Here is a 17989-nt window from a genome sequence, read left to right as displayed (position 1 = left end):
ATGACTGAAGGTAACGAGAGCGCGTCGTTCGCGCTCTTGGACGATTGCGACTCGACCGCGTCCGCGCGGTCGAGTCGTTTGTATTCCGGCTTCGTGCACGAACGCGTGTGCACGGATCCGGCGCAGCTCGACGAAGTCGATGCGGCGGTGGCGCAGGACCTGCGCGACGGGCTGCATGCGGTGGTCGTCGGCGATTACGAATTCGGACGCAACCTGCAACGGGCGCAGCCGGGCGATGCCCCGCTGCGCTTTTTGCTGTATGCGCGCTGCGAGCGCCTGTCGCGCGACGAAGTCGACGCGTGGCTCGCGCAGCAGGACGGCGGCGGCTCACCGTCGATCGCGGGCGTCGCGCATGTCGCGAAGAGCGTGTCGCGCGACGCGTTCGACGCGGCGATCGCCGCGGTGCACGACGCGCTGCGCGCGGGCGATTCGTACCAGATCAACTACACGTACCGGCTGAATTTCGACGTATTCGGCACACCGCTCGCGCTGTACCGGCGATTGCGCGCGCGCCAGCCCGTGCGTTATGGCGCGCTGATCGCGCTGCCCGGCGGCGCGTGGATCGTGTCGTGCTCGCCGGAACTGTTCGTCGAGAAGCACGGCGACGTGCTGCGCGCCCGGCCGATGAAGGGCACCGCACCGCGCTCGGCCGATCCCCGCGAAGACGCGGCGGCCGCCGCGTTCCTCGCGAGCGATCCGAAGAACCGCGCGGAAAACGTGATGATCGTCGACCTGCTGCGCAACGACGTGTCGCGGATCGCGCGCACCGGGACGGTCCGCGTGCCGGCGCTGTTCTCCGTCGAGCCGTATGCGTCGGTGTGGCAGATGACTTCGACGGTCGAGGCCGGCTGGCGCGACGGCACGTCGTTCGCGCAGATGCTGCGCGCGTTGTTTCCGTGCGGATCGATCACGGGTGCGCCGAAGCACATGACGATGCAGTTGATCGATGCGATCGAGTCGACGCCGCGCGGGCTCTATACGGGCGCAATCGGCTGGCTCGACGCGCCGAAGGAAGGCGGCGGTTCCGATGCACCCGGCAATCGCGGAGCCGGTTGCGGCGATTTCTGCCTGTCGGTCGCGATCCGCACGCTGACGCTCGATGCGGCCGGCGAAGGTGCTACCGGCGAAGGCGCGGCTGTCGTCGATACCGAAACACGCGATCCGGCCACGGCGCCTGCCGGCCGGCGCCGTGGCACGATGGGCGTTGGCGCGGGCATCGTGCTCGACAGCGTCGCGGCCGACGAATATGCGGAGTGCGAATTGAAAGCGCGATTCCTGACGGACGCCGATCCCGGCTTCCAGTTGTTCGAAACGACCGCCGCCACGCGTGCGGACGGCATCCGGCATCTCGATCGCCATCTCGCGCGGCTGCAGCGCAGCGCGGATGCGCTCGGCTTTCGCTTCGACGCCGATGCGTTGCGCCGCGAGATCGACGCGCGCTGCGCGGCGCTCGACGGCGACGACGCCTACCGGATGAAGCTCTCGCTCGCGAAGGACGGCACGGTCGAGATCGTCGCGGCACCGCTCAAGCCGCTGCCCGCGGGGCCGGTCGGCGTGATGCTGGCGTCCGCGCACGGTTTCGCGCCGACCCGCGCGAGCGATGCGCTGTTGCTGCACAAGACGACGCGCCGTGCCGAATACGACCGCGCGTGGCAGGCGGCGGAGGCGCTCGGCGGTTTCGACATGTTGTTCGTCAACGAGCGCGGCGAGGTGACGGAAGGCGGGCGCTCGAACCTGTTCGTGAAGCTCGACGGCCAATGGGTGACGCCGCCGCTGGCGTCCGGCGTGCTGCCGGGCGTGATGCGCGGCGTGCTGCTCGACGACCGTGCGTTCGGCGCGACGGAGCGCGTCGTGACCTGCGACGATCTTGCACGTGCGCAGGCGTTGCTGCTGACCAATGCGTTGCGTGGCGCGCTCGACGCGGTATTGAAGTGATGAAGCGATGACGTGATGGATCGCGCGCCATGCTTGTGCCGACGCCGCGAACCTTCACTCATGCAGCGTACCAACGAAAAGCGCGGCGCCCCGCAAAGGGCGCCGCGCTTTTTCACATCCGGGTGCCGGCGAACTCGTGGCCGGCATTGCGTCAGAACGAATGTTCCGGACCGGGGAACGAACCATCCTTCACCGCGCGCACGTACGCTTCGACGGCCGCCTGGATGTTCGGCTGACCCTGCATGAAATCCTTCACGAATCGCGGCCGTTTGCCGGGGAAGATCCCGAGCATGTCGTGCAGCACGAGCACCTGCCCCGAGCAGTCGACGCCCGCGCCGATGCCGATCGTCGGAACGCGCAGCATGTGCGTGACCTCGGCCCCGACGAGGGTCGGCACGGCCTCGAGCAGGACGACCTGCGCGCCGGCCGCTTCGACCGCGCGCGCATCGCGCAGCAGTTGCGCGGCGCCAGCCTCGGTCTTGCCCTGCACCTTGAAGCCGCCGAACGCGTGCACCGATTGCGGCGTGAGGCCCACGTGCGCACACACGGGCACCGCGCGCTCGACCAGGAAACGGATCGTATCGGCGAGCCATTCGCCGCCTTCGAGCTTGATCATCTGCGCGCCCGCGCGCATCAGCTTGACGGCGCTCGCGAATGCCTCGGACGGCGTGCCGTACGTGCCGAACGGCAGGTCGGCCATGATCAGCGCGCGCGGCTGTGCGCGTGCGACACAGGCGGTGTGATACGCGATGTCGTCGAGCGACACGGGCAGCGTGGTCGTGTGACCTTGCAGCACGTTGCCGAGCGAATCGCCGATCAGCAGCACGTCGACGCCCGCGCGATCGAGCAGAGCGGAAAAGCTCGCGTCGTAGCAGGTGAGCATCGCGATCTTCTCGCCGGCGTCGCGCATTGCCTGCAGCTTGGGCACCGTCACGGCAGGCCGGCTCGATTCCTGGAGATAGGTCATGGGAAATCCGGTTCGATGGGTGAAGAACGGCAAGCGGGACGCGTCAGCGCGTCGTCTCGCCCTTGACGAAGAATTCCTTGCGGCCGCGCATCGTCTCGATGCGCTCGATCAGCAGCGCGAGGTCTTCGGGGGAATCCAGCGGGTTCAGGTGTTCCGCGGCGACCGTCAGCACCGGCGTGCGGTCGTAGTGGTAGAAGAATTCGTTGTACGCGTCGACGAGCGAGCGCAGGTACGCGTCGCTGATCTGCAGCTCCATCGGCAGCCCGCGCTTCTGGATGCGCGAGAACAGCACTTCGGGGCTCGCCTGCAGATAGACGACGAGGTCGGGCGACGGCGCCTGCGGCACGTCCACGTGCGTCGCGACCGAGCGATAGAGCTGCCATTCGTCTTCCGGCAGGTTCAGCCGCGCGAAGATTTCGTTCTTTTGCGGCATGAAATCGGCGATGACGGGGCGGCCCGTTTCGAGCGCGCCGATCAACTCGCGCGCCTGCTGCGCGCGCTGCAGCGCGAACGACAACTGCACGGGCAGCGCGTAGCGCGCGGTGTCGCGATAGAAGCGTTCGAGGAACGGGTTGTCCTGCGGGCGCTCGAGCAGCGCCTGCATCGACCAGCGCTCGGCGAGCAGGCGCGCGAGCGTCGTCTTGCCGACGCCGATCGGGCCTTCGATCACGAGATAGCGGTGCGGGGCGCGCAGGTCGGGCGCGGTGACGGTCAGAGGAGTCGGGGTCATCGGCAGCGGTTCTTGTCGGTGTCGTCGCCCGCGGCGAGCGCCTTCTGCATCAGGCACTGGCAGGTCTGCACCTTCTCGACGCGCTGGCCCGCGACAGCGGCGAGGAACGCATCGGCGCGGCCGCGCGCGGGGATGTCGAGCGCCGGCTCGATCTCGATGAGCGGCACGAGCGCGAACGCGCGGTCGGTGAGGCGCGGGTGCGGGACGATCAGGTCGGGTTCGTCGATCGAGTCGGTGCCGAACAGCAGGATGTCGAGATCGAGCGTGCGCGGCGCGTTGCGATACGGGCGCTCGCGCCCGAAGTGATGTTCGATTTTCTGGCAGAGCGCGAGCAGCTCGCGGGCCGACAGCGTCGTGTCGAGCTTGACGACGCAGTTGTAGTAGTCGTCGCCGCCCGCTTCGAACGGCGCCGTGCGATACAGGCTCGACTTGCCGAGGACCGAGATGGTGCGCTGCTGCGCAAGGCACACCACCGCGTCCTTCAGGGTCTGGCGCGCATCGCCGAGATTCGCCCCCAGTCCGATATATGCAACCGTCATGGCATCACTTCCTACGTCGTTCGCCGGCGCGCGCGTCAGTCGTCGGAACCGTCCGCGGTGTCCGGTGCCTGCTCGGCGGCACCTTCACCCGGCTTGCGGTTTCGCGCGCCGCCGCGGCGGCGCCGCTTGCGGGGCGATTTTTCCTTCGAGCCGCCCTGCGTGAGCAATGTCTCGCGGGCAGCCGCGTCGCCTTCGATGAAATCCGTCCACCACTGTCCGACATCCGCATCGAGCTCGCCGGATTCGCAGCGTAACAGGAGGAAATCATACCCCGCTCTAAACCTTTGGTGTTCCAGCAGCCGCATCGCGCTGCGGCCCGAGCGTTTCTCGAGGCGCAACTGCAGGCCCCAGATCTCGCGCATGTCGGCCGAATAGCGCTTGTGGATCGCGAGTTTCTCGGTCTGCATGTCGATCACGTCGTCCATCGCGCGATGGAGCGCCGGCACCGGGATCTCGCCTTCGGCCGTGTATTGCTCGAAGCGCTGGCGCATGTCGTGCCACAGCAGCGTCGCGAACAGGAAGCCCGGCGATACCGGCTTGCCGGCGCGCACGCGCGCGTCGGTGTTGTTCAGCGCGAGCGTGATGAACTTCTCGCCCTGCGGCTGTTCGAGCACGACGTCGAGGAGCGGCAGCAGCCCGTGGTGCAGGCCTTCCTTGCGCAACTGCTTCAGGCACGCGAGTGCGTGGCCCGACAGCAGCAGCTTCAGCATTTCGTCGAACAGGCGCGCGGCCGGCACGTTGTTGATCAGGTCGGCCAGCGCGTTGATCGGCTCGCGCGTGTGCGGCTCGATCTCGAAGCCGAGCTTCGCCGCGAAGCGCACGACGCGCAGCATCCGCACCGGATCCTCGCGGAAGCGCGTGGCCGGGTCGCCGATCATCCGCAGCAGGCGGGCGCGCATGTCGGCCATCCCGTCGTGGTAGTCGAGCACCGTCTGCGTCGACGGGTCGTAGTACATCGCGTTGATCGTGAAGTCGCGGCGCGCGGCATCTTCATGCTGCTCGCCCCACACGTTGTCGCGCAGCACGCGGCCGCTCGCGTCGACCGCGTGCGTGCGCCGATCGAGTTCGTCGCGCTTCAGGCGTTTCGGCGGCTCGGCGGATGCAGCAGCCTCGGGCGGCGCGTCGACCAGCGCGCGGAACGTCGATACTTCGATCAGTTCCTGGCCGAACTGCACGTGGACGATCTGGAAACGGCGGCCGATCAGGCGCGCGCGACGGAACAGGCGCTGCACCTCGGTCGGCGTCGCATCGGTCGCGACGTCGAAGTCCTTCGGCGCGATGCCGAGCAGCAGGTCGCGAACCGCGCCGCCGACGATGAACGCGCGAAAGCCTGCCTGCTGCAGCGTGTCGGTCACGCGCACGGCATTCCTCGAGATCAGCGACGGATCGATCTGGTGCACGCTGGCCGGCACGACGGTCGGCTCATGGTTGCTGCGCGGCTTCTTCGCGCCGCCGCCGCGGGCGCCTTTCGCGGCGCGCGGGGCAGCAGGGGCCGCTTCGTCGGCCGGAGCCGCTGCGGGGGGCGTTTGCTCGGCTTCGTCCTGGCCGAGCAGCTTGCGAATGAATTTTTTGATCACGACGTTCAGAATAGGTCGAGGATACGCCAGCCGCGGGTGCTTGCATGCGCACGCAGCGTGTCGTCAGGGTTGGTCGCGATCGGGTCGGTGACTTTCTCGAGCAGCGGGATGTCGTTGTGCGAGTCGCTGTAGAAGTAGCTGTGCGCGAAGTCGTCCCAGTGCTTGCCGAGCGATGCGAGCCACGCTTCGGTACGCACGATCTTGCCTTCGCGATAGCTCGGCGTGCCGGTCGGCCGGCCCGTGTACGGCGAGTCGGGATGCCCGTCGGTCGTTTCGACCTCGCACGCGATCAGCGTATCGACGCCGAACGCGGTCGCGATCGGGCGCGTGATGAATTCGTTGGTCGCCGTCACGACGCAGCACAGGTCGCCCGCGTCGAGATGCTTGCGCACGAGTTCGAGCGCGGCGGGCGTCATCGCTGGCCGGATCACCTCGTGCATGTACTGCTCGTGCCATTCGGCGAGCTGCGCGCGCGAATACTTCGCGAGCGGCGTGAGCATCGCGGTGAGGTACGCGTGGATGTCGAGCTTGCCGGCCTTGTAGTCGGCGAAGAACTGATCGTTCTGACGCGAGAAGCTTTCCGCGTCGACGATGCCGAGCTTCACCATGAAGCGACCCCATTCGTGGTCGCTATCGGTCGGGATCAGCGTGTGATCGAGGTCAAAGAGTGCCAGATTAGTCATGGAGGGGCATTTTACTCGAAGCGGTTCGGGCCCGCGCCCGGTGGTGTGATGTCGTCGCCGGGACGCGCGAGCATCCGGCGCAGCAGCGGCAGCGTGACGGCGCGTTTCTGCTCGAGCGAGAAGCGGTCGAGCGCGTCGAGCAGCGCCATCAGGCTCGGCATGTCGCGGCGGAAATGGGTCAGCAGGTAGGCGGCGATGTCGTCGGTGAGCGCGATCCCGCGCTCCTTCGCCGCGAGCTTGAGCACGGCGATCTTGCCGGCGTCGGACGGCGGCGACAGGTGGAACACGAGCCCCCAGCCGAGGCGCGTGCGGAGATCCTCGCGCACGTCGAGTGCGAGCGGCGCCGCGGGGCCCGCCGCGACGAACGCGCTCGACGGATGCGCGCGCACTTCGTTGAACAGGTTGAACAGCGCGACCTGCTGCGTGTCGGTCATCCGGTCGCAGTCGTCGATCGCGTAGATGCCGATGCGCGGGTCGAACGTGAACGCGCCGAGCGGGCTCTGCGGCGTCAGATAGCGCGCATAGCCGTACGACGCGTCGCTCACGAGCGCCTGCAGCAGGTGGGTGCGGCCGCTGCCGGGTTCGCCCCAGATGTAGAACGAACGGTCCGGCACGGGGCCCGCCGCGAGCGCGAGGTCGAGCTTCTGCAGCCGCGTGATGAGCTCGTCGTTCTCGTCGCTCATGATGAAGTTGTCGAACGTGGCGGGCGGCGGCGTGCCGAGATCGAGCGTCAGTTGACGGGACACAACAGTCACAATGCGGGTCGGTTGAAAATACGCGTGCCGTACGCCGGGCACGCGCCGGGGGCTGCAACTCCGTGGGCTGCACGCGCGACCGTACGCACGGCGCCGCGCCGGTTTCGGCGCGGTTCGCTGGGCGATGAAAACGGGGACGTGTTGACCAAGATGCAATCCCTGACGATTCGGTGCTGGGAATTCCGGCCAACGGGCCGGCTTCGGGTAAAATCGCATTTTACCGACCTTCTCGCATTCCCCCATGAATCCTCCGAAATCCGCTCCCGACGCTCAGGGTCTGTCCTATCGCGACGCAGGTGTCGACATCGACGCGGGCGACGCGCTCATCGACAAGATCAAGCCTTTTGCGAAGAAAACCCTGCGCGACGGCGTGCTCGGCGGCATCGGCGGGTTCGGCGCGCTGTTCGAAGTGCCGAAGAAATACCGCGAGCCCGTGCTCGTGTCGGGCACCGACGGCGTGGGTACCAAGCTCAAGCTGGCGTTTCATCTGAACAAACACGACACCGTCGGCCAGGATCTGGTCGCGATGAGCGTGAACGACATCCTCGTGCAGGGAGCCGAGCCGCTGTTCTTCCTCGACTACTTCGCGTGCGGCAAGCTCGACGTCGACACGGCCGCGACGGTCGTCAAGGGCATCGCGCAAGGTTGCGAACTGTCGGGCTGCGCGCTGATCGGCGGCGAAACGGCCGAAATGCCGGGCATGTACCCGGACGGCGAATACGACCTGGCCGGCTTCGCTGTCGGCGCGGTCGAGAAGAGCAAGATCATCGACGGCAGCACGATCGCCGAAGGCGACGTGGTGCTGGGCCTCGCATCGAGCGGCATCCACTCGAACGGCTTCTCGCTCGTGCGCAAGATCATCGAGCGCGCGAACCCCGACCTGTCGGCCGATTTCCACGGACGTTCGCTCGCCGACGCGCTGATGGCACCCACGCGCATCTACGTGAAGCCGTTGCTCGCGCTGATGCAGAAGCTGCCGGTGAAGGGCATGGCGCACATCACGGGCGGCGGCCTCGTCGAGAACATTCCGCGCGTGCTGCGCGAAGGCCTCACCGCCGAACTCGACCAGAACGCGTGGCCGCTGCCGCCGCTGTTCAAGTGGCTGCAGGAGCACGGCGGCGTCGCCGACGCTGAAATGCACCGCGTGTTCAACTGCGGGATCGGCATGGCCGTGATCGTCGCGGCGGCCGATGCCGACGCAGCGATCGCCGACCTGAGCGCCGCCGGCGAACAGGTGTGGAAGATCGGCACCGTGCGTGCGACCCGCGAAGGCGAGGCGCAGACGGTCGTGGTCTGACGTACCGCCAGCAGCAGATGCAGCAAGGAAAGCCGCCCGGAGTCGATCCGGGCGGTTTTTTTTCGGGCGCCGCGCGGCGCCGATGAAGGAGGAACGACGATGACCGAAGACGAACGCGCGATCCGCGAACTCGTGGACAACTGGTTCGTGTCGAGCCGGCGCGGCGATCTGGCGACCGTGCTCGACCTGATCGCCGACGACGCGATCTTCATGGTGGCCGGCAAGCCGCCGTTCGACAAGGCGGCGTTCGCGGCCGCGTCGCGTGAAGCGAACGCGGGGGCGGAGCACGCACCGAAGGTCGACGGCCGCTACCGGATCGACGAGCTGCGCGTGATCGGCGACTGGGCGTACATGCGCAATTTCCTCGAGATTGACGCGACGCCGCCGGGTGGCGAAACGATCCGCCGCTCGGGTCATACGCTGACGATCTTCCGCAAGGCCGACGGCCGCTGGCAGCTCGTGCGCGATGCGAATCTCTTGACGCTCGCGCACTGAGCGCGGCGATGTGCGTGTCGGCGCCCGCCGTCGCTCAAGCGGACGGCCGCGGCGCGCCCGCCGGTTGCGCGCCGGCCAGCAACGGCGGCACGAACAGATAGAGCAGAGCGGCCGCGGCCCAGACGAGCCCCGGCCACGTCGCGCGCGTCGCCGCATAGGTCGCGGTGACGACCAGCGGGCCCGCCACGCCGATCAGGCTGGCCACGCTCGCGAGCGTACCCTGCAGTTCGCCCTGGCGCGCATCGTCGACTTGCCGCGCGAGCATCGCCTGTAGCGCCGGCAGCGTCATGCCGCCCGCCGCGAACAGCGGCAGCAGCGCGAACGGCACCCACGCGGCCGTCGCGAACGCGATTACCGCGAGCCCGAGCGCGTCGCCCGCGAGCCCCAGCGCGAGCGCGCGGCGCTCGCCGAGCCGAGCGATCAGCGGCCCGATCGCGAACGCCTGCGCGAGCGCATGGCACGCGCCGTAGCCCGCGAGCGACAGCCCCGCGATCGGCGTCGACCAGCCGAAATGCTCCTGGCCGTACAGGATCCACAGCGTCGCGGGCGCCTGCGATACCAGCGCGACGATCACGTAGATGCCGATCAGCGGCACGACCGCGGGCGCGCCGCTCAGCCGGCGCAGGTTCGCGAACGGATTGAGCGCGGCGACCGCGCGGCCTTCGCGGGCCGCACGCGGCCGCGATTCCGGCAGCACGCGCCACACGAGCGCGAGATTCAGTGCATTGAGCAGCGCGGCCGCGACGAACGGCGCGCGCAGGTGCAGCGCGCCGAGCAGCCCGCCGATCAGCGGCCCCGCGATGAAGCCGATGCCCATCATCGCGCCGAGCTGGCCGAAGCGCCGTGCGCGGTCGGGTTCGGCCGTGACGTCGGTGACGTACGCGGTCGCGACCGCAACGTTGGCACCCGTGATACCCGAGATCAGCCGCCCCGCGTAAAGCCACGCGAGCGTCGGCGCAAGCGCCATCAACAGGTAGTCGAGCGCGGCGCCCGCGAGCGACGCGAGCAGCACGGGCCGGCGGCCGAAACGGTCGCTCAGCGCGCCGAGCAGCGGCGCGCACAGGAACTGCGCGAACGCGTACAGCGCGAGCAGGACGCCGTAGGGCGTGTCGGTGCTGCCTGCGCCGGCAAGCGAGCGCAGCAGACCGGGCAGGATCGGCATCACGATCCCGACGCCGATCGCGTCGAGCAGGACCGTGGCCAGGATGGCAATCAGGGACGGATTCAAGAGGGCGACTCTATCGATGATAGAGTGGCGATTATTCCATGGTTCCCCTATCGGTGATAGAGATGAAGGACACAGGAACGCGGCTGACGCGCGATACGGTATTGCGCGCGGCACTCGAACTGCTCGACGAGGTCGGTATCGACGGGTTGTCGACACGGCGGCTCGCCGAGCGGCTCGGCGTACAGTCGCCGACGCTTTACTGGCATTTCCGGAACAAGGCCGAGCTGCTCGACGCGATGGCCGAAGCGATCATGCTCGAGCGCCACGACGCGTCGCTGCCGCGGCCGGGCGAAGCGTGGGATGCGTGGCTTGCCGACAACGCGCGCAGTTTCCGCCGCGCGCTGCTGGCCTATCGCGACGGCGCACGCCTGCATGCCGGGACGCGGCCGCGCGCGCTGCATTTCGGTTCGATCGAACGCAAGGTCGCGCTGCTCGGCGAAGCGGGCTTCGCGCCGGACGAAGCCGTCGACGTGATGTATGCGATCGGTCGCTTCGTGGTCGGATGGGTGCTGGAAGAGCAGGCGGGGCCGGACGGCGAAGCCGATGCGCCGCTGCCGGACGCGGCCGAGTATCCGCTGCTCGCGAAGGGCTGGGCCGCGCTGCGCGAACGCGGCGGCGACGAAGCGTTCGAGCGCGGCATCGCGCTGATCGTCGACGGCGCTCGTGCGCGCCTGGCAGCGCGCCAGCGCGGCTGACGCGGGCCGCCGGCGCTCCGGTCAGCCCTGCGTGCGGCCGTCGAGCACGCGTTCGAGCGCGTCGAGCGCGCGGGCTGTCGCGTCCGGCGCGATGCAGTCGACGACGATCCGCTCCGGCATCGCGCGCAGCCACGTGAGCTGGCGCTTGCAGAGCTGGCGCGTCGCGAAGATGCCCTTGTCGCGCATCGTCCGGTAGTCGGTGTCGCCGTCGAGGAATTCCCACGCCTGCCGGTAGCCGACGCAGCGCATCGACGGCAGGTCGGGATGGAGATCGTCGCGACGGCGCAGCCGTTCGACTTCGTCGATGAAGCCCGCGTCGAGCATCGCGTCGAAGCGCTGCGCGATCCGGGTGTGCAGTACCGCGCGATCCGACGGTTCGAGCGCGACCGGCACGAAGCGGTACGCGGCTGCCGCATCGTCCGCGCGCCGCGGCGCGGCAAGCAGCGCCGACATCGGCTGCCCGCTCAGCATGAAGATTTCGAGCGCACGCTGGATCCGCTGCGAATCGTTCGGCGCGAGCCGCGCGGCCGTGTCGGGATCGACCTGCGCGAGCCGCGCGTGCAGCGCGGGCCAGCCGTCGCGCGCGGCGTCGGCGTCGAGCTTCGCGCGCACATCCGGGTCGGCGCCCGGTAGGTCGTTGAGCCCCTGCGTCAGCGCCTTGTAGTACAGCATCGTGCCGCCCGCGAGCAGCGGCGTGCGGCCGCGCGCGGCGATTTCGCCGATCAGGCGCAGCGTGTCCGCGCGGAATTCCGCGGCCGAATACGCGTCGGCCGGGTCGATGATGTCGATCAGGTGATGCGGCACGCTCGCGCGTTCGTCGCGCGACGGCTTTGCGGTGCCGATATCCATGTCGCGGTAGACGAGCGCCGAATCGACGCTGACGATCTCGATCGGGCGGCGCGCGGCGAGCGCCAGCGCCGCGGCCGTCTTGCCCGAGGCCGTGGGGCCGAGCAGGCAGGCGATCGTCGTCGGGTTGGAGGGCGGTGCCGCGCTCATTGGCCGCGCATGAACAGGCGGTCGAGATCGTTCAGCGTGAGCTGATACCAGGTCGGCCGGCCGTGATTGCACTGGTCCGCGCGTTCGGTCGCCTCCATCTGGCGCAGCAGCGCGTTCATCTCGTCGAGCGTCAGGCGCCGGTTCGCGCGCACCGCGTGGTGGCACGCGAGCGTGCCGAGCAGTTCGTGCTGACGCTCGGTGAGCACGCGCGAGCCGCCGAACGCGTGCAGGTCGGCGAGCACCGCGCGCGCGAGCGACTGCAGGTCGGCATCCTTCAGCAGCGCCGGCACCGCGCGGATCGCGAGCGTCGTCGGCGACAGCACCGCGAGATCGAAGCCGAGCGATTCGAGCGTGTCGCGTTCCTCCTCGACCGTGCCGATCTCGACCGGCGTGGCCGTCATCGACACCGGCAGCAGCAGCGCCTGCACGGCGACCGAGCGGTCGGCGAGCGCGTTCTTGAACTGTTCGTACAGGATCCGCTCGTGTGCCGCGTGCATGTCGACGATCACGAGCCCGTGCGCGTTCTGCGCGAGCACGTAGATGCCGTGGATCTGGCCGAGCGCGAAGCCGAGCGGCTGCTCGTCGTGCGCGGTGGCGGCGATCGGCGATGCGGTGAAGCCAGGCAGCGGCGCGCCCGGCGTGTCGGCCGAATCGCGGGCGAGGCTCGTCGCGCCGTCCGGCGTGCCCGCGCCGGTGTCCTTGCGGCCGAACAGCGCGTCATAGAGCGCGAGCGGCTGCGCGACGGGCAGCGTGCCCTGCGTCATCCGCGCCTGGCGCATCCAGGTGTTGCCTGCCGACGATGACGACGACGGCGACGAGAAGCCGCTGCCGCCGGTGGCCAGGCCGTGGCTCTGGCCGAGCGGCGTGTCCAGGAACGATGCGGGCCCGCGCGGCGCGGGTTCGATATGCGCGGCATGACCGCCCGCCGTGGTTTCCGGCGACGCGCCCGCGTGGCGCGCGAGCGCGCGCTGGACCGCGTGGAACACGTACTGGTGGATCGAGCGCGAATCGCGGAAGCGCACCTCGATCTTCGACGGATGCACGTTCACGTCGACGGCTTCGGGCGGCAGGTCGAGGAACAGCACGTACGACGGGTAGCGGTCGCCGTGCAGCACGTCCTCGTAGGCCGCACGCACCGCGTGCGTCAGCAGCTTGTCGCGCACGAAGCGGCCGTTGACGAAGAAGTACTGCTGGTCGGCGCGCCCGCGGCTTGCGGTAGGCAGGCCTGCGCAACCGTAGACGGCGAGCGGGCCGGCCTGTTCGTCGAGCGGCAGGTGCGCGGTCGCGAAGCTGTCGCCGAGGATCTTCGCGACGCGCTGCGCGGGCTCGGTCGCATTCCAGTGCTCGACGGCCTTGCCGTTGTGCAGCACCGAGATCGCGACGTCCGGCCGTGCGAGCGCCGCGCGGCGGATCATTTCCAGGCAGTGGCCGAACTCGGTCTGCTCGCTCTTCAGGAACTTGCGCCGCGCTGGCGTGTTGAAGTACAGCTCGCGCACCTCGATCGTCGTGCCGGTCGAGCCGGCGGCGGGCGACAGCACGCCTGTCTGCGCATCGATCTTCATCGCATGCGCGGCGTCGGCCGTCCGGCTCGTGATCGACATCTCGGCGACCGACGCGATCGACGCGAGCGCTTCGCCGCGGAACCCGAGCGTCGCGACCGCCTCGAGCTCCTCGAGCGAGCGGATCTTGCTGGTGGCATGGCGCATCAGCGCGAGCGCCAGCTCGTCGGGCGGAATCCCGCAGCCGTCGTCGGTGATCGAGATGCGCTTGACGCCGCCTTCTTCCAGCACGATGCGCAGCGTCGTCGCGCCGGCGTCCATCGCGTTCTCGAGCAGTTCCTTGACGACCGACGCCGGGCGTTCGACGACCTCGCCCGCGGCGATCTGGCTGATCAGCTGGTCGGGCAGGGGCTGGATCGCGCGCAGCGGGCGCGGAGCGGGGGCGGGCGCGGCGCCCGCGGCCGTTTCGGTGATATCGGACATGGCCGAATTATAGCGAGGCGGCGGATGCGTGCCGGGGCGACCGGCGGTTACGTTTTTTCACGGAGCCTTAAGGTAGTTTCGGTATCATGGGTCCGTTCCGCGCGCCGCCTTGCCGGGCGGGCACTTTCGCTATTTCCGGCCGTTCCGGCCCCTTCGCCTTCGAGGAATCGCATTTGGATACGCTGCTTCATTTCGTCAATCTCGTCCTGCATATCGACGCATTCCTCGGCGATTTCATCCGGCAGTACGGCGCATGGGTCTATCTCGTCCTGTTCCTGATCGTGTTCTGCGAGACGGGGCTCGTCGTGTTCCCGTTCCTGCCCGGCGATTCGCTGCTGTTCATCGGCGGCGCGTTCGCGGCGACGGGCGAAATGAACGTCGGCGCGCTGATCGTGCTGCTGCTCGTCGCGGCGATCTCCGGCAACACCGTGAACTACCTGATCGGCCGCTGGGTCGGGCCGAAGGTGTTCAATACCCGTATCCCGGTGCTCGAGCGCTTCCTCGATCGTGCCGCGCTGCAGAAGACCCACTCGTTCTACGACAAGCACGGCGGCAAGACGATCGTGCTCGCGCGCTTCATCCCGGTCGTGCGTACGTTCGCGCCGTTCGTCGCGGGCGCGTCGTCGATGAGCGTCGCGCGCTTCCAGCTCTTCAACGTGATCGGCGCGCTGGTGTGGGTGCTGCTGCTCGTGCTGCTCGGCTATTTCTTCGGCAACATCCCGTTCATCCGCCAGTACCTGAACGTGATCGTGCTGGTCGGGATCGGCGCGGCGATCGTGCCGGTCGCGCTTGGTGCGGTGTGGAAGCTCGTGCGCGGGCGGCAGTCGGATAATGCGCAGAAGACGGGGGGGCGCTGAGCGCGTTTCCCTTCCTTCTCGGTGCAATAAAAAAGCGTGGCAATTTGAATTGCCACGCTTTTTTTTCGTCCGGTGCCGCCGTTACGCGTTGCGATGCGAGACCGGCGTTTCGGGCGTCGGGTATTGCGCGTCGCGGAACGTGTCGAGGATCGCGCGGTTCGTGTCGCAGTACACCTGCCAGTAGTTCTCGGGTGCCGTGGACGGGCGCACGAACAGCAGCGGGCCTTCCGGCGTGAACTGCAGCACGCCGACGTCCGGCGCCGGGTTGGTCAACACGTTCGGGATCTGCTGGATCGACGTTTTCAGGCGGTTGATCGCGTCGACCGCGTCGACGCCGTTCGCGATCTTCGCGGTCAGGTCGACGCGGCGGTGCGACGTCGCGCTGTAGTTGGCGATGTTGTCCGAGAAGATCTTGTTGTTGCCGACGATCGTCACGATGTTGTCGGGCGTGATGATCGTCGTGCCGAACAGTCCGAGCTCCTTCACCGTGCCCGTGACGCCGCCCGCGTTGATCACGTCGCCGATCTTGAACGGGCGCAGAACCTGCATGAACACGCCGGCGGCGAAATGCGCGAGCAGGCCGCCCCAGGCCGTGCCGATCGCGAGGCCGAGGCCGGCGAGCAGTGCGGCGAACGAGGTCGTCTGCACGCCGAAGATCTGCAGGATTGCGAGGATCAGCAGGACCGTCAGCAGCACGCCGACGACGGAGGTCAGGTAGTCGGTGAGCGTCGGGTCGACCTTGCCGCTGCGGCGCACGACCTTGCCGAGCAGGCGGGTCGCAATGTGGATCGCCCAGCGGCCGACGAACCACAATACGATCGCTGCGAGGAGGTTGAGGCCGAAGTCGAGGCCGCGGGTCATCAGGAATTGCTGGGCGGTGGCGAGATCGATCATGCGTTCTCCGAAGTCAAGAGTAAAAAGGGCGGCGCATGCACCGGGACTGGTGGCGCTTTTATAACCTGACCTGTGCGGACCGGGCAACCTGCCTTACGTTGCTTAACGTAATGAAAAACGGGCAGGACGCGCGTGCGTACTGCCCGTCGGCGGACGTCGGATCGCGGCCAGGCGAGGCGCGCGAACCGAAAATTGCAGTGATTGAGACGCTGCGCGGCCGTAGGTGTCTTCGACGCGGACGATCCCTGCACCTGATTGCACTTGGACCAGTTCGGGCCGAGTGTACCGGACGGACCCGGAAAACGATTTTTGATCGATCTTCGGGCGGCGAATGTGCCGATCACCTTCAGCGCATCGCTCGGTCGCGAACGTATTGCCGACCTTGCCATGCGGCATAACGTATCGCGTTGCGACTCCAGCGTATTGCCTTGACGAGCGGGCGGGCGCGGTTTCCGCGTATTTTTTCGAGTGGCCGAGCCGCATTCGGCGCGAGTTGCCGGGCGATTGCCTCCGGTGTCGTGAACAGCGAGAGCTGCCAGTCCCAATAGATGGCGTAACGCAGCAGCACACCTGCAGTCAGCATGTCGAGCGATAGTCGGCGCTCGCGCCACGGCTGCTCCAGCGCATCGTGCGTCAGTCCCCAGCCGGCATAGAAGGGCAGGCCATAGGTATGGACTTCCTTCCCGCGCATCAACGCGTCGAAGCCGGCGAGTGACGAGAGCGTATGCAATTCGTCCGTCACATCGATCAGCGAAATGAGATCCGCGTTCGCGTCGACGATATCCGCGAGGTGTTCTGCATCGACGAGCCCGGCGCGATTGCCGGACAGCACGTCCGGATGCGGTTTGTAAATGATGAATGCGTGCGGCCGCCGAGCGCGCACTTCCCGCAGCAACGCTTCCGATGTGGCTATCGCGCCTGTTCCCAGGCGGATCGACGCATCGTCCGCAACCTGGCCCGCGACGAGCACGATGCGCCTGCCTTGCGGGATGCTCCAGGTCGGCGCCTGGCGGCCGAGATTGTATTTCGTGAGCCCGAGCCGCACGATCTCCTGCCTTAGCGCTGCCGCGCGTCGCAACTCCGATTCGCCGAACGTGGTCTGGTTGAGAATGACGGTCAGGTCGCTCGGGCGACTCGCGTCGAAATACAGGCCGCGGCGGTCGATCACCTGGCTGCATGGCGGCGACATGTCGGAACCGAGTCCCGTCGAATGGATGAAGCCGTCTTCGATCCGTAGGCGTGCTGCGCCGTCCGGCAGACCTTCGGCTGAACGTCCACCCCATATCGCCGCGTGTTCGTCTGCGTGTGTGTCGCGCGGATCCGCTATCCATCGTAACGTCCCGCCTCCGGCCGATAGATACGGCGTGGCGTATGGTCGCTTCCACCATTGAAAGCGTATGCCGGCCACCCGACCGAGGTCGCTGTAGCGGGCGGCAACGGCGTGCTGCAGTTCGATGCAGTCGAGCGCGGTGTCGAGCGTGCCTTGTGTGCCGCGTGTCGGGTCGAGGTAGCGCGCGAGCTGCAGGAACGCGGCATCGAACAATGCGAAAACGGATGGGCGCGCACGGCGCTCCGGCATGGCGATGCGATCCTGCGTCAATCCCCAGCCTGCGTAATAGGGCGTGCCGAACACGTGAACCGGGACGCCGGCCAGAAGTGCCGCCATCCCTTCAGACGCGCCCACGACACATACGGCGTCGGCACGCCGAAGTACGTCCCGAAGGGAATGCGCGACGTCGAGGACTCGAGCAGCCTTGGGCAGTGGCACCCGAGTCGAAAGCCAATCGCCAGCACCCGCATCGGCGGAGCGCAAGATCCACAGGTCGGCATCGGGGTGCGCGATGCGCGCCGCATCCGCCATCGCAGCAAAGTTCCGGTGGCGGTGTCTTGCTGGCGTGCAGATGTCGGTGTGCGACGTTTCGCGTTCGTCGATCAGCACAATGCGCTTGGCACCACCGGGCATGTGCCATGCATCGGGCAATTCGGCTACCCGGTGCCGAACGTGCAACGCGTCGCAGTCGAGCATGCGGTGAATCAGATCGCGGCATCGCTCGTCCGCGTCGGTGATGTGCGTGCCCTGGAGCATGCGTTCGAGTGCCGCGACAAGCCCGCCGCGCGCAACCAGATCCGACGGGATGCAGAACCACGAAAGAGGCGGAGCGTGCGTTGCGTGCCGGACGAAGACGGGGCCGGGGCAGACGGGGTACACGGTACGTCCGATCGACGCAGACGTTCGGGCAAGCGCGACGCCGAGCCATGAATCGATCCAGACGAACGGCGACTTTCCGGTCAGCCAGCCGACCATGCGCTTGCCGCGTGCGGTTGCGCTCGGGTCGAACGATCGGATTTCGGGCGTCAT

At 68.0% G+C, this 17989-nt stretch carries 16 protein-coding genes; 5 read left to right on the top strand and 11 right to left on the bottom strand.

The features are described 5' to 3' along the window. The gene (locus JYG32_RS10825) at nucleotides 1–1935 is read left to right on the top strand and encodes a chorismate-binding protein (protein ID WP_213263554.1); all 1935 of its coding nucleotides are present in this window, start codon (nucleotides 1–3) and stop codon (nucleotides 1933–1935) included. A 151-nt stretch (nucleotides 1936–2086) separates the two neighbouring features. Here the strand turns inward: JYG32_RS10825 and panB are convergent, their stop codons facing one another. Genes panB through hda form a run of 6 tightly spaced genes read right to left on the bottom strand, consistent with a single transcriptional unit; the run spans nucleotide 2087 to nucleotide 7177 of the window. Then, nucleotides 2087–2902 (bottom strand): 3-methyl-2-oxobutanoate hydroxymethyltransferase, encoded by an 816-nt coding sequence (panB, locus tag JYG32_RS10820; protein ID WP_213263553.1) that lies wholly within the window; start codon nucleotides 2900–2902, stop codon nucleotides 2087–2089. A 43-nt stretch (nucleotides 2903–2945) separates the two neighbouring features. Beyond that, nucleotides 2946–3632: a deoxynucleoside kinase gene (locus tag JYG32_RS10815; RefSeq protein ID WP_174379880.1), complete on the bottom strand. Its 687-nt coding sequence runs from the start codon at nucleotides 3630–3632 to the stop codon at nucleotides 2946–2948. Next, nucleotides 3629–4171: a 2-amino-4-hydroxy-6-hydroxymethyldihydropteridine diphosphokinase gene (gene folK / locus JYG32_RS10810; RefSeq protein ID WP_174379879.1), complete on the bottom strand. Its 543-nt coding sequence runs from the start codon at nucleotides 4169–4171 to the stop codon at nucleotides 3629–3631. Before folK ends, JYG32_RS10815 begins: the two co-directional genes overlap by 4 nt. 35 nt (nucleotides 4172–4206) lie before the next feature. Then, nucleotides 4207–5748, bottom strand: a complete 1542-nt coding sequence (pcnB, locus tag JYG32_RS10805) for a polynucleotide adenylyltransferase PcnB (RefSeq protein ID WP_213263552.1) — start codon at nucleotides 5746–5748, stop codon at nucleotides 4207–4209. 5 nt (nucleotides 5749–5753) lie between these two features. Continuing rightward, entirely contained in the window at nucleotides 5754–6431 is a 678-nt protein-coding gene (locus tag JYG32_RS10800; RefSeq protein WP_034182802.1) for an HAD family hydrolase, read from the bottom strand. An 11-nt stretch (nucleotides 6432–6442) separates the two neighbouring features. Next, nucleotides 6443–7177, bottom strand: a complete 735-nt coding sequence (gene hda, locus JYG32_RS10795) for a DnaA regulatory inactivator Hda (RefSeq protein WP_249744533.1) — start codon at nucleotides 7175–7177, stop codon at nucleotides 6443–6445. Nucleotides 7178–7427: 250 nt separating this feature from the next. Between hda and purM the strand changes: the two genes are divergently transcribed. Both purM and JYG32_RS10785 read left to right on the top strand, forming a co-directional pair. Further along, nucleotides 7428–8483: a phosphoribosylformylglycinamidine cyclo-ligase gene (purM, locus tag JYG32_RS10790; RefSeq protein WP_174379876.1), complete on the top strand. Its 1056-nt coding sequence runs from the start codon at nucleotides 7428–7430 to the stop codon at nucleotides 8481–8483. A 99-nt stretch (nucleotides 8484–8582) separates the two neighbouring features. Next, nucleotides 8583–8978, top strand: a complete 396-nt coding sequence (locus tag JYG32_RS10785) for a YybH family protein (RefSeq protein WP_213263550.1) — start codon at nucleotides 8583–8585, stop codon at nucleotides 8976–8978. A 34-nt stretch (nucleotides 8979–9012) separates the two neighbouring features. Here JYG32_RS10785 and tet read toward each other — a convergent pair whose 3' ends face one another. Next, nucleotides 9013–10206, bottom strand: coding sequence for a Tet(A)/Tet(B)/Tet(C) family tetracycline efflux MFS transporter (gene tet, locus JYG32_RS10780; protein WP_213263549.1), 1194 nt, complete (start codon nucleotides 10204–10206; stop codon nucleotides 9013–9015). Between the two features lie 62 nt (nucleotides 10207–10268). On the opposite strand from tet, the gene tetR reads away from it, so the two are divergent. Then, on the top strand, nucleotides 10269–10901 hold the full coding sequence (tetR, locus tag JYG32_RS10775) for a tetracycline resistance transcriptional repressor TetR (protein WP_213263548.1): 633 nt from the start codon (nucleotides 10269–10271) through the stop codon (nucleotides 10899–10901). A gap of 21 nt (nucleotides 10902–10922) precedes the next feature. On the opposite strand, the gene miaA is transcribed toward tetR, so the two are convergent. Together miaA and mutL are read right to left on the bottom strand one after the other, a co-directional pair. Further along, the gene (miaA, locus tag JYG32_RS10770; protein ID WP_213263547.1) at nucleotides 10923–11897 is read right to left on the bottom strand and encodes a tRNA (adenosine(37)-N6)-dimethylallyltransferase MiaA; all 975 of its coding nucleotides are present in this window, start codon (nucleotides 11895–11897) and stop codon (nucleotides 10923–10925) included. Then, complete coding sequence (gene mutL, locus JYG32_RS10765) at nucleotides 11894–13879, bottom strand: DNA mismatch repair endonuclease MutL (RefSeq protein ID WP_213263546.1); 1986 nt, start codon at nucleotides 13877–13879, stop codon at nucleotides 11894–11896. The genes miaA and mutL overlap by 4 nt, the downstream gene beginning before the upstream one ends. 173 nt (nucleotides 13880–14052) lie before the next feature. Here mutL and JYG32_RS10760 point away from each other — a divergent pair, with 173 nt between their 5' ends. Further along, nucleotides 14053–14736 (top strand): DedA family protein, encoded by a 684-nt coding sequence (locus JYG32_RS10760; RefSeq protein WP_213263545.1) that lies wholly within the window; start codon nucleotides 14053–14055, stop codon nucleotides 14734–14736. Between the two features lie 81 nt (nucleotides 14737–14817). On the opposite strand, the gene JYG32_RS10755 is transcribed toward JYG32_RS10760, so the two are convergent. Both JYG32_RS10755 and JYG32_RS10750 read right to left on the bottom strand, forming a co-directional pair. Further along, entirely contained in the window at nucleotides 14818–15630 is an 813-nt protein-coding gene (locus JYG32_RS10755) for a mechanosensitive ion channel family protein (protein WP_213263544.1), read from the bottom strand. Between the two features lie 346 nt (nucleotides 15631–15976). Further along, the gene (locus JYG32_RS10750; protein WP_213263543.1) at nucleotides 15977–17989 is read right to left on the bottom strand and encodes a capsular polysaccharide biosynthesis protein; all 2013 of its coding nucleotides are present in this window, start codon (nucleotides 17987–17989) and stop codon (nucleotides 15977–15979) included.

This window comes from Burkholderia pyrrocinia (assembly GCF_018417535.1).
In the GTDB taxonomy this organism is placed as follows: domain Bacteria; phylum Pseudomonadota; class Gammaproteobacteria; order Burkholderiales; family Burkholderiaceae; genus Burkholderia; species Burkholderia pyrrocinia_E.
Note: the sequence above shows the minus strand (reverse complement) of the source record. Positions and strands in the feature narration are given on the sequence as shown.